This is a genomic window from Sphingomonas lacusdianchii (assembly GCF_022664395.1).
Classification (GTDB): domain Bacteria; phylum Pseudomonadota; class Alphaproteobacteria; order Sphingomonadales; family Sphingomonadaceae; genus Sphingomonas; species Sphingomonas lacusdianchii.
Window position 1 is genome coordinate 1 of record NZ_JAKRET010000040.1, and the last position, 11,760, is coordinate 11,760.

An 11,760-nucleotide genomic window follows, 5' to 3' on the forward strand; every position below is an offset into this window, starting at 1 on the left:
GCATGTTCGGTCAACTCAAGATCAATCGGGCCATCGCCACCCGATACGATCAACTGGCCAACAGCTTCCTCGGCATGGTCCACATCGCCACCGCACGATACTGGCTCAAATTTGTCCACGCCGCCTAGCATCATCCCGCGAGGATGCCAGCGCCGCTATCGGGTGTCGGGTCGCTGCTGCTGTCTATCAAACGATCGGTTTTTAGACAGCCAGGCCGAGGCAAGCGCCCCTTCCCTTTTCCGCGCATTTTGTAAACGTCAGCGCTAAATGGCACGGTATGTCAGCGGTAAATGACACCCCGTCGCAGTTCGGAAACACCTGTTTTCCGTATATTGGTCGCATTGGAACCAAGCGCTCGTCCGACTAGCGCTGAATGATCGAAGTTGGTGGATCGCCGACCCTACCGACTAACGAGCACTAGGATTGCGGTTCGACCAGCATCCTTTCAGGCTCACTTGTGTGTCCCTCCACCAATCTACGAACGGTCCGCTGTAGGCCGCTACCTTGAGGCTGGCTCCATCACCCGCCGCGCTCGGCGATGGCCCAGTCACCTCCAGCAGCGGCGTGTCAGACACCATGGTCAAATACACGTGCTCCGGATCGACAAAGCCGTACGGACGAATGGCAGCCAAAGCTCGAAGCGAGCGGAGAAGTTCGGGACACCTTTCACCGTCGATCCACTCATGAGCGGCGGTGACTGTCGAGATACAGCCCTTGTCCGGCAGCCTTCGTCCACACCAGTTGCTGTCACGCCTAGTGCGCTCGGCAACCCATCGAGGATGCTGGGCTGACACCGAGAAAACCACCGTTTCGTCGATGAATATCCCCAAGCCACCACCCCGATGAACGACACGGTAACTCGCGCTAAAGTCCTGCCCGCGAGCCGGTGCCGGAATCGACGCGGCGACCGCGACCAAGGCGATTGCATATCGGAGCATCCGATTTTCTCCCACTTTGCAATGGCATGCTAGGCTTGTTGCTGAACGTCCAATAGTGGACGTAATCGGACGCGGGTACCCTACCGCATCCACACCATCCTGACCGATAATGGCATCCAGTTCGCCGAGCAGCCTCGTAGCCGCAATACGGCCTGGTCGCGCCAGATGCGCTTTGACACGATCTGCGCGGCAAACGGCATCGGGCACCGTCTGACGAAGCCGAACCATCCGTGGACCAACGGACAGGTCGAACGGATGAACCGAACCATCAAGGAGGCGACCGTCAAACGCTTCACTGCGAGAGCCACGACCTGCAGACGCACCTTGCCGACTTCATGGCCGCCTATAATTTTGCCCGCCGGCTCAAGACGCTCAGCGGCCTCGCACCCTACGAATACATCGCCAAGATCTGGACGTCTGAGCCAGACCGGTTCATCGTCAACCCGATCCACCAGATGCCGGGACTAAACACCTAGATCACCGGAAGTGGAGCCTTTACCTTCGCGGCTAATGGACGTTGACGACTTCGTTCACCGCAATCCGAACCATCCCGCGCGCCTAGTCCGCTGACGTTCGGTTCCCTCAATGACAAACGCATAGTCCGGCGGCGCAGCCGCGCATGCCCCTTGTCATGGAGAGATGGGAGTCATACGCGATGACCTCCTAGCATGACCAACGAACTATATTCCCATCACTGGTGTCCGGCATACCGGAACGACAACCAGCACGTTGGGCGATCCACAGATCTGTGTCATAACGTTATGAACTTGATCGCACTCTCTTGAATCTTGGCGACCTAAATGAAGCGTATATTTGCTACCGCTGTTCTTGTCGTGGCTATAGCTACGATGCCGCACGCCGCCGCGCAGGTGCAGGACGCGAGCCGTAAATCCCTCGATGACTATATTGGCGAACTGATCGCCGCTTCTGAAAGTTCGCAAAGTGAAGATGCGCTTAGGACTCGGGTGGTTGGGTTTGGTGCACCGGCAGTCGAACGTTTGGTGCCGCTGCTAGACCACAAGGAGGCGCGGATCCAAAGGGTGGCAGGCCTGACGCTGGCCCAGTTTACGACGATCGAACCGCGATACCTGCCAAGGCTTATTGCTGCCAATCGCCGTGGCAATGGTTGGTTGCCGCGGGCAATCGCTGCGACCGGAACATCCGAGGCGCTCGATTATCTGTGGCTCGCGTTCGAGCGAGATCCTGACTCCTCTTCCAATTCGCAGGTCTTGCGCGCACTGCCTCGCTTCGGAGAGCAGTTAAAAGCGCGGTTATTGTCCCGGATTGATGCCTGCCGGGTGAGCACAGATGACAAAACATGCGACGGTATTCATGATCTGTTGGGTCAGCTGCAACCGGCTTACCCGGCTTGGAGTATCGCCCCTATCGCTCAGCTCGTGACGTATGGAGCTAACCAGAGGATGCGCACAAGGACACTGCGCGTGCTGGCGGGGCTGCGTCATCCGATTGCGCTGGAGGAGTACCGCCGGCAGCTGAACGAAATTGCGCATGCCAAGCACGGCACCAGTTCCGCCTGGCAAACGACGGATTTGATGCGCGACATAGCTAGGTACGGCGACCGCGCGCGGATGGCAGGTCCTGCAATCGAAAGCTTCCTCGACCGCCACTACGATCCAGAAATTCGCGAACAAGCAGCGCTGGCATTGGGAAGGGTAGGGTATGCTCCCGCCATTCCATCTTTGATGCGCACCGCTGTCGATTTCGAGGATGAATGGTTGTTAGCCTATAATACGACCCAAACCCTTGGTGTCCTTCGCGCAACGTCGGCGCGGGGACTACTGGCTCGTACCGCACGCGATCATTGGCACATGGCCGTGCGCCGCAGCGCCGAACATGCGCTTCGCCGGATCAACGGTGACGTGGCACCATCGAAGTCAAATGAGGCGATTACCCGTCCGAGTTTTCTCGAAGGCTATGGGCCAAAGCATGCTGAGTATCAGCCGCGCTGGCAAGGCACCACTTCTAATGATCCGCTTGTCTTACGCTCCCCGGTTGACGAGTTGCCGGTCCCTCGCATTGGCGCGCGGAAGATCAACCTTCTCGGGCCAACGACTGCAATTCCCAAGGCCGCGATTATACCAATGCAAGAGGGTGGCGGAAGGGTGTCCTTGCTCATACCCTGGAACGGGGGCTGGCTGGTCGGCACGAATAATGGCGAATGGGGCGGAAGCCTCCAGCTTGCTAACGTAACTCGGCATTCTCGTCTAGCGACCGGCAATGTGATCGGCGGCTTCTCTTGGGGAGGGAGGCTCTACATCCTTTCTGGCATCCAGCATCTTAGTTTGGATCTTGGGCGATTGTGGGAAGTCGACCTAAAATCGGGCCGTTTGAAGCGGAATATCCGCTTGCCGGCAATGGTGACGGGGATCGTGGTAACCGAACGTGATGTGATAATCCTTCGCACGCCTAGAGGCGATGTAGCGATCAAACGTACTGGCGCAGTGGCTAGACCTGAACTCTACTAGGCATCGTGGACAAAGCTTGACGGCATGAATTGCTACTGATTCAAGGCTGCCATTTGGAGGCAGGCTTGGGCGAGCGGATCGGTTTGTCGGACGAGGAATGGTCGCTGATTGGGCCTCTGCTACCGGCGGAGCGCGGACGTGGCTGTCGACCCGCTGGTAACAACCGACCCTTCTTCGAAGGCATGATGTGGATCGCGCGGACGGGTGCGCAGTGGCGGCATTTGCCGGAGGAATATGGCAAGTGGAACAGCGTGTTCCGCCGCTACCGTCGCTGGGCGACGACAGGTGTGTTCGACGCCATGCTGGAGACGCTGGCCGGTGCGGTGGAACGCGATGGTCGCGCCGACATGATCGACAGTACCGTCGTCCGGGCACACCATTGTGCCGTGGGCATAAAAAAGGGACTGGTGCGGCCGAGGCGCTCGGTCGATCGCGCGGCGGCTTCACCACCAAACTCCACGCCCGTTGCGATGTCAGAGGTCGCCCGCTCGCCTTCGTCCTGACGCCGGGGCAGGCGCATGACACGCAAGGCTTCGGACCACTGATGCGTATGATCGCCGACCGGATCGACGCTCTGCTTGCGGATAAGGGTTATGACGGCGACGCGGTTCGCGACATCCTGACCAGCATGGATGTCAAGGCGGTGATCCCGGCTCGGCGCAACCGTCGGAACCCCGCTGCGCATGATCGGGTCAAATACCGCTGGCGCAACCAGGTCGAGCGCTTGTTCAACAAGCTCGAGAATTGGCGGCGGGTCGCCACCCGGTACGACAAAACCGCCGAATCCTACATCGGCTTCGTCAGCCTCGCATCAGTTTTGCTCTGGCTACCCTTTGTCCACGATGCCTAGCTATAGCTCGCCGCTACCGATCTGGATGGCAGTGGAGACCTGGGATTTCGGCACGTTGTCGTGGCTGCTCGAAATGGCCCATCCCAACGATCGCACCGTGATCGCAAACCGCTACGGTCTCCTACCAAACACTTTCGTGAGCTGGATCAGGACGCTGGCATTCGTCCGTAACATCTCGGCACACCATGCGCGATTGTGGAACACCGGCATCATCAACCTGCCCCAGGTGCCACGTCCCCATGAGGCTACAACCATGGACCACATCGGAGCGCCCGTAGCGCGGAGGGATCGTGTCTACGGCGCTGCTGCCGTGGCAGCGTATCTCGTCAAGCAGATCGCACCGGGCATTACATGGAGCGCGAGGATGAAGGCGCACTGGCAGGCGTTTCCAGCCATGCCCTATGCTGACCCAGCACAGGGCGGTTTCCTACTCAATTGGGATCGGGAAGCCATCTGGGCCTGATCGCAGGTGCAGGGGAGTGCGATGGGTTACGCTTCTCGTTCGGCGCGACCCTGACGGGCACGGCTCTATCGGCACGATCGCGTGCCGACCGAGCCACCCATGGCGGGTGTCTCGGCCCTGCTGGGTGACGATCCTCGCGTAAGGTGTGCCACGTGGCACACCTATGGCCGTGCCTATAGGGCGCAACGTTCATCTGCGAGGCGCTGCGCGGACCTCCCCCGGAGGCCCGCTGGCGCAGGGGAACGCCAAGGGCGGCTGCCCTTTCGTTCCCGAACGACAATCAGGCCCCCCGTGTAATCCGCCAACCGCGGCTCCCGACGCCCTTTCGGTGCGTCGGCCGCGCTAGGCGGCTCGCCCGCGCCAGGGGCGAGATTCTCGCCCTCCCTCCCCATCCCGTTCCTCGCCGGAAAGGCAGAGCCGGTTGCTGTTTGCGACCGGCTTGCAGCCTGAAAGGAAAGGAGAAAGGACATGGGACGGATCACCGACAACCGGGCCGACGTCTATCAGGAAATCACCGACCAGATGGTGGCGATGCTAGAGGTTGGCACCCGGCCTTGGTCGAAGTCGTGGAACGGTGCTTCCACGCCCAACATCCCGCTACGTTCGACCGGCGCGCCCTATCGCGGGATCAACGTCCTGACCCTCTGGGTGGTGGCAATGACGAAGGGGTACGCCTCGCCGCATTGGCTGACCTTCAAGCAGGCATTGGCGCTAGGCGGGTGCGTCCGAAAGGGCGAAAAGGGGTCGACTGTCGTTTACGCGAACAAGATCGAGGTGGACGCCGACAAGGGCCAGCAGGGCGGCGACGACGGCAAAAAGCAGATCGCTTTTCTCAAGCGGTACACGGTTTTCAATGCCGAACAGATCGACGGCATTGAGGCGAAATATCCCGCACCCGCCCCGATCATCACCGCGACCAATCCCGACGAACGCGACGCCGAGCTAGATGCCCTTTTTTCCCGCGTTCCCGTTACTGTGCATCATCGGGGATCGCAGCCCTATTACACGCCCAGCGACGATCATGTCGTCATGCCCAAGTTTGCCGACTTCCACACCGGCGATGATTATTATTCGACCCTCGCGCACGAGCTTTGCCATGCGACCGGCCATGTCGATCGGCTCGCCCGGCCGAACTTCCTGTCGACCAAACGTGAGGACTATGCCCGCGAGGAACTGGTGGCCGAACTCGGCGCGGCATTCGTCAGCGGCGCGATCGGCATAAAGCTGCACGACCGCGAGGACCACGCCGCCTATCTGGCGAACTGGCTTCAGGCGCTGCGCAACGACAAGCGCTGCATCTTCACCGCTGCGACGCAGGCACAGGCCGCAGCCGATTGGCTATTGAGCCGCATGGCGATCGACACCGCCCCCGAACTGGAGGAAGCGGCATGACCGAGGACGACGACACCGGCCTCGAGGGGGCCGGGCGGTCGCAAGCCGGTTGGTCTATGATCCCAGCATTGCAACCGTGGACGAGGCGACGTTCGCGCGCCGGCTAATCGGGGTTCAACCCGATCTGTTCGGCGCGAAGCCCGTTACGCATATGCACCGCGCGAAGCCCGGCCCGGTCGTGGACTGGCAGCCCGAACCTGTCGCCGAGAAGCTGGCACGCATCTCGCGCGATCCTCAAGCGACGTTCGGCATCGGCCGACCCGCGTTGACGCCCGAGGAGCGCTAGGCCGTGATTGAGGGGGCAGCGAACTGGCTGCGCATCGCGCAACGGGTCCGTATCGTCGGATCATTCGCCTCCTATGCTGGGCACGCCGAACGCTGGGTCGGTCGCAAGGGTGTCATCTGGCGTTTGTGCAGTCCCGTCTTTGCGGACCACACCTATGTCTATCTTGATCCGGTCGGCGCAGAACGGGCCGAGAAGATTGCGATGGTGGAGTTACGCGACGTCAAGCCGATCGACGATCCGCCGCTCGTTACCGTGCATTCGCCAGTGTGATATGATAATCGGAGCAAGGAAGGGTATCGAAACCGATGAAACGGTCAGTATTCAAGCTATTCGACTATTTCGTTTACGCCGGAGGGCTGGCCTTTTTAATGTTATATGCGCTGGCACATTGGGGCCTGCTCTGGACTGTCCTCGGTAATTTTGTTTTTTGGGGCGCTGCGCCGATGGTATTAGGGTTGAAACCCAATCAGTATCTTGAGGGGTGAGGGTTTTGCTGATTCACTGTCGGGTGGACCAGGAGGATTGAGGGATGGCGCTGTTCTGGTTGTCGGATGAAGCGTGGGCGGCGATCGAGCCGCATCTGCCGAAGAACCAGCCCGGTGCCCGGCGGGTAGACGACCGGCGGGTCATCTCCGGGATCGTACACGTGTTGAAGGTTGGCTGCCGCTGGTGCGATTGCCCGGCCGAATACGGGCCATCCACGACGATCTACAACCGGTTCAACCGCTGGTCGCGCCGTGGCTTCTGGCTCAGGCTGCTCGACGCGCTGGTAGATGTCGGCATGGTCACGAAGAGTACCGCGATCGACAGCACCTACATCAAGGCGCAACGCGCGGCCTTCGGCGGAAAAGGGGGCGCCAGGTCCAGGCGATCGGCCGCTCGCGCGGTGGCTGGACGACCAAAGTCCACGCGCTCACTGATGTCATCGGTCGTCCCTATGCGCTGATGCTGACGGCCGGCAACGTCAGCGACGTGAAGGCGGCGCCTGCGCTCCTCGAACGGGCCGGTCGCATGCGCTACCTCCTTGCTGACAAGGGCTATGACGCCGACCGGTTGCGCCGTTCGCTACGTGACGCCGGAGCCGTTCCCGTCATTCCGGGGCGGCGAAACCGGAAACGAGCCATCCGATACGACAAGGAACGATACCGCGGCCGCCACCTGATCGAGAACGCCTCCTGCCGTCTCAAGGACTTCCGCCGGGTCGCCACACGATACGACAAACTCGCCGCCAATTTCCTCTCAGGCGTCGCCATCGCAACCGCGATCGCATTCTGGCTCTGATTGAGTCTCAACCCTAAAACACGCGCACAGCGGCCGGCGTGATCATGATAGCGAGACGTTCGTCCTCGTTAAGCGGCCGATTTTCTGCACGCGTCAATCGCTTGACGGCATTCTTCGCCTTCAGCAGTTCGCAGGTGCGCTTGTAGAGCCGGTCGGTCTCACCCTTTGCATAAATGTAGAATCATTCATTCTCAAATGTCCCGGCTCCCTGGCTGTCCGGCCTGATGCAGCCCTCGAGATCGTGGATGTCCCAGAAAAGACGGAAGGAGCGTATCCAGCCCCCACGGGACGGAATCGAACCGGCTGCGCGACAGGGCGGGCGGCCGAACCACGCGTACGGCTTCCTCCAAAGCCCTCAGCTACGCTGCCGGGGAATGACGGCGATGAAATATTGCATCGACGATAGGACAATCCCGCCCGTCTCGAACCTCAAAAAAGAGGCTATCTGAGGCGAGAGCTTTGTCCGTCGAAAGCCTGCCCGTTCCTAGAAAATCAAATTAATGTTCTTTTTGGCGGCTTCTCACCTTCAATAACTTGCGCTGGGCGAATTGGCATGGAATGTTGTGTTCGCCCTCGGCGTTGAACGCGCGAGTCTCCTCGCTTCGGGCCAGTGCTTAAGCGTTCGCTCACTGACCCGGGGGGGGGGCAATGGCCAAAATCGCTGCACCGCTGATTGTGCTGTCTTGTTCGCTGCTGGCAGGTTGCGGTCCCGCCCTGTCTAGTTCGGATGTAAAGTCGCTGTCCTCTGCGGACGTTGCGGCCGGCCGGAACCGCGGCGAGGTCTATTATTTGCCGCGGGCGGTTCTTACTGCGCGGCTTATCGCCAGCCCGACCAAGGGATTGCGCGTTGTCATCGATCAGCCCGAGATCATCGCCGACACGGGCGCGACCCTGGCCGAAAATCCTGCGCCTCTCACCGTTCAAACAGCCGGCTGCACCCAGACCCCTCCTTCGTCGGTCGGCCCCTTCATCCTCAGCCACCGCATCACCGGCTTCCACAAGGACACCATCACCATCGAGACCGAGCGGTCTCTCCTCAAAAGCACGGTCGCTGACACCGAGGAGCAGACGACCGAGGCGCTTGGCAATCTGGCCAAGTCGGTTGCATCGTTCACTGCCGAGTCTCAGGTCGAAGGCAATGACGAGGAGCTGAAGTCGGTCCGGTTCGATCCCGCCAGCTGCGTCGAAGTTGCGCGCGCCTCGGCCATCATCCGCGATGCGATCGACACGGTCGGATTGGACAAGCTGCGGGAGCTGGACAATGCGACGCCCAATCCCGTCATGACCAAGATGCTGCTTGCGCCGACGCCTTCCGACTTCGCCATGCGGGTCGCCGGCTTCGCGCCGTTCCGGCTGCCCCAAGGTGCGCGGACCTCCAGCGCGGATTGCCGGGTCGGCGTGTGCGTCCCGGTCCAGGTCCCGGCCTCGATTATCGCGACGATGGGCAAACGACGGCGGGAGACGCCCGTGCTCCATCTGCCGAACCAATCCGACCCTGTGGCGATTCCGGTGTCTCGGTCGGGCTTCGCCGACGTGAAGACGACACTGACGCTCGATCATGGTATCCTCACCAAGCGCGAGGTTGTGCGCACATCAGAGGTCGCGGCGATCCTGCTGCTGCCGGCAACACTGGTCGGCGCCTATCTCGATGAACTCTCGTCGACCTTCAAGAAGCGGAAGACGGCGCTGGATGATGAGTTGGCGTGGAAGAAGGCGCAGGAGGACGCGAAGGCCAAGGCGGAGAGCGCCGACGAGGGCGGCGGCACCGCGCTGCTCGAGATGCCAGTCCCGGGGCTGTCGATCGGCGGCAGCGCGCGGTCCACCGGGCTCGTGAATAACCCGACTACGCCAGTCAATAATGGCGCTCCAGACGGCAAGGTGTCGCCGCAGGGCGACGGCCAGGCGGCGCCGGTGTCACCGCAGCAACCAGCCGGTGCGAAGCCCGATGGCAAAGCCCTCTAGGCCGGCCAGCAGGCCCCGGCGCGATCTCAGCGCCGGCACCACCATCCTTGCGACCATGCTGCCGCCGGTTCAGCCGCCGATCGAAGAGACTGCCGACGGCGTCCTGCCCTCTGCCAGGCTGCGGGTCGGGCGGATGGTCGAGACCAACGGTGCGAGCTCGCTGGAGCGGGTCGAAGGGTTCGACGCCTATGTCGCGCGCAACCAGGGACTGTTTCCGGAAGCGCCGGCGCCGGGACAGCGGCTGGCGTCAGAAGGGTTCGTCCTGGAGAACGTCATCGGACGGGACGACCGAGTGCCAGTCGGCGACACGACGCGGCTTCCGTGGCGGGCGATCGCCATGCTGAGCATCACCTATGCGAACGGCCGCCGCGCCTTGGGCACGGCATGGTTCCTTGGCCCAAAGGCACTCGGCACGGCCGGACACAATATCCGGCACCCTGATAACGGGCCCGCGCGGGAAATCCTGATCTCGCCAGGCTATGACGGGTCCATCGCTCCGTTCGGCACCGTCGCGGCCAGCCAGACCTACTGTGATCCGGCGTGGCTCGCCGGAAGTACCGATCCAGCGCTCGACTTCGGTGTGATCATGTTGGACGACGCGAGCGTGGGCATGCGGCTGGGCTGGTTCGGGTTCGCCAGCTACTCGGATGCACAGCTCGTCCCGCTTCTCGTAAACGTCAGCGGCTATCCGGGCGACCGCTCGCCGCGCACGCAATATTTCAACGGTGGCCGGGTCGAGGAGGCTGCGCCGCAATTCCTCCTCTACGCCTTCGATACCGAGGGCGGGATGAGCGGATCGCCAATCTTCGCCCTGTTCGGTGACAAACGGGTGGTGGTGGGCATTCACACCTATGGCAGCGACCGGATCAACCGCGCTCGCCGGATCGACGACGGACTGTTCGACCTGCTCGCCCAATTCGCCTAGATCCGTGTCGCTCCGGCGCGATGCTACCTCCCGACGTGGCATAGCGTGGGCCGTCCCACTCTTCCTGCTGCGCGATCGCGGAACGAAAATCTTCGATCATTGTCGGCGATGACGAAGTCGGCATCGAGGCCGCGATCATCTTCGGATAGCGGCGGCTGATGGGGGAAAGCGGACGTTCCGCCTTCAGGCGGCTGAGGCTGGACCGAACGCTTATGTCCGGCTCACCGCCGCCCCTCGCGTCCGCGTAGTCGCAAATAAAGCGCGGATAGTGCCCGCCATTCGGTCACAACGATTGTGCCCTTTGGAAACAGAGGCGGTCGCGCGAGCATGGCGGACCTCCTGTCGATCGCACGGCATACGTCATCGCAGACCGAGCAACAGCGGGGGTCAAAGCGGTCGTGATGTCCCGGTCCACCATCAAGCGCGGCGATCGGCACCTTGTCTTCGCCGGCGCCTATGCCGAGGCCGCGCGGCGTGTGCTCGCGTGCGGAATCGTCGGCGACGTGAGCTTGAGCGCGAGGCGAAAGCCCAGAAACTGCTCGACCGCAAGACGTTCAAGCACGCCGCCCAGCTCGACGCGATCGAACATGTCGAGCGGACACGGCTCGCGCGCGAACTACTGATCGACGGAACGGCCGTTACCAAGGCGCGTCTGACGGCGCTTGGCCAGGCCAAGGTCGAATATTGCCGCTTCAGCCTCAAACTGGCGCGGCGTCATGGTGCGAGGGTTTTTGCGACGATCGTGCCCCGCGAGGCACCCCGCCCCGCGCGAGACGACGCCCTCCGCAAGGATTACGCCTTTCTGTTCGAACGGTTCTACTATTTCCTCAATGGCCTGCCCGGCGATCCGATGGGCTATCTGGCGTTCGACGAGCTGGATCGCAGCGCCGCCCATATTCTGCTCGGCCAAGTGAAGAGCTACTTCGTGAACACGCGCAACGGGAGAAGCCGTTCGCGGCTCATCATTCCCGAACCGTTCTTCGTGCATAGCGATCTGACGACGCTCATCCAGACGGCCGATATCGTCGCCTATGTCATTAGCTGGGGGCTCTGAGCTGCCCCCTTCTGAGTGGTCCATCGACTATGACAGTCTGGATCAAGGAAGGGACGACGAATGCCAGCGAAGAAGCACAAGCCGGAGGAGATCATCGGCAAGCTGCGTGAGGTGGAGATCATG

Annotated in this window: 9 protein-coding genes and 3 pseudogenes; all 12 read left to right on the forward strand. The window is 61.6% G+C overall.

Annotation, left to right across the window (positions count from 1 at the left end):
- Positions 1 to 1,136: 1,136 nt before the first annotated feature.
- Positions 1,137 to 1,414, forward strand: a pseudogene (locus MF607_RS21785) (integrase core domain-containing protein); the annotation flags it as partial.
- Positions 1,415 to 1,738: 324 nt separating this feature from the next.
- Positions 1,739 to 3,424, forward strand: coding sequence for a HEAT repeat domain-containing protein (locus MF607_RS21790; protein ID WP_242122257.1), 1,686 nt, complete (start codon positions 1,739 to 1,741; stop codon positions 3,422 to 3,424).
- A gap of 83 nt (positions 3,425 to 3,507) precedes the next feature.
- Positions 3,508 to 4,274, forward strand: a pseudogene (locus MF607_RS21795) (IS5 family transposase).
- Positions 4,267 to 4,737, forward strand: coding sequence for an Abi family protein (locus MF607_RS21800; RefSeq protein WP_277926046.1), 471 nt, complete (start codon positions 4,267 to 4,269; stop codon positions 4,735 to 4,737). Before MF607_RS21795 ends, MF607_RS21800 begins: the two are co-directional and overlap by 8 nt.
- A gap of 468 nt (positions 4,738 to 5,205) precedes the next feature.
- Positions 5,206 to 6,129 (forward strand): ArdC family protein, encoded by a 924-nt coding sequence (locus MF607_RS21805; protein ID WP_242122267.1) that lies wholly within the window; start codon positions 5,206 to 5,208, stop codon positions 6,127 to 6,129.
- 76 nt (positions 6,130 to 6,205) lie between these two features.
- The gene (locus MF607_RS21810; RefSeq protein ID WP_242122269.1) at positions 6,206 to 6,415 is read left to right on the forward strand and encodes a hypothetical protein; all 210 of its coding nucleotides are present in this window, start codon (positions 6,206 to 6,208) and stop codon (positions 6,413 to 6,415) included.
- 3 nt (positions 6,416 to 6,418) lie between these two features.
- Positions 6,419 to 6,685 (forward strand): hypothetical protein, encoded by a 267-nt coding sequence (locus tag MF607_RS21815; RefSeq protein ID WP_242122271.1) that lies wholly within the window; start codon positions 6,419 to 6,421, stop codon positions 6,683 to 6,685.
- A gap of 35 nt (positions 6,686 to 6,720) precedes the next feature.
- Positions 6,721 to 6,900 carry a hypothetical protein gene (locus MF607_RS21820; protein ID WP_242122276.1) on the forward strand — a complete coding sequence of 60 codons (180 nt, stop codon included), beginning with the start codon at positions 6,721 to 6,723 and terminating at the stop codon, positions 6,898 to 6,900.
- A gap of 44 nt (positions 6,901 to 6,944) precedes the next feature.
- Positions 6,945 to 7,696 (forward strand): annotated as a pseudogene (locus MF607_RS21825) (IS5 family transposase).
- Positions 7,697 to 8,344: 648 nt separating this feature from the next.
- Positions 8,345 to 9,658 carry a hypothetical protein gene (locus MF607_RS21830; protein WP_242122277.1) on the forward strand — a complete coding sequence of 438 codons (1,314 nt, stop codon included), beginning with the start codon at positions 8,345 to 8,347 and terminating at the stop codon, positions 9,656 to 9,658.
- A gap of 55 nt (positions 9,659 to 9,713) precedes the next feature.
- Entirely contained in the window at positions 9,714 to 10,583 is an 870-nt protein-coding gene (locus MF607_RS21835; protein WP_242122278.1) for a trypsin-like serine peptidase, read from the forward strand.
- A 484-nt stretch (positions 10,584 to 11,067) separates the two neighbouring features.
- Positions 11,068 to 11,637: a DUF3800 domain-containing protein gene (locus MF607_RS21840; protein WP_242122279.1), complete on the forward strand. Its 570-nt coding sequence runs from the start codon at positions 11,068 to 11,070 to the stop codon at positions 11,635 to 11,637.
- Positions 11,638 to 11,760: the final 123 nt, after the last annotated feature.

Excerpts from the sequence above, each read along its gene's own strand:
- MF607_RS21790 (WP_242122257.1), top strand. The coding sequence starts at position 1,739 with ATGAAGCGTATATTTGCTACCGCTGTTCTTGTCGTGGCTATAGCTACG.
- MF607_RS21800 (WP_277926046.1), top strand. The coding sequence starts at position 4,267 with ATGCCTAGCTATAGCTCGCCGCTACCGATCTGGATGGCAGTGGAGACC.
- MF607_RS21805 (WP_242122267.1), top strand. The coding sequence starts at position 5,206 with ATGGGACGGATCACCGACAACCGGGCCGACGTCTATCAGGAAATCACC.
- MF607_RS21820 (WP_242122276.1), top strand. The coding sequence starts at position 6,721 with ATGAAACGGTCAGTATTCAAGCTATTCGACTATTTCGTTTACGCCGGA.
- MF607_RS21830 (WP_242122277.1), top strand. The coding sequence starts at position 8,345 with ATGGCCAAAATCGCTGCACCGCTGATTGTGCTGTCTTGTTCGCTGCTG.
- MF607_RS21835 (WP_242122278.1), top strand. The coding sequence starts at position 9,714 with ATGCTGCCGCCGGTTCAGCCGCCGATCGAAGAGACTGCCGACGGCGTC.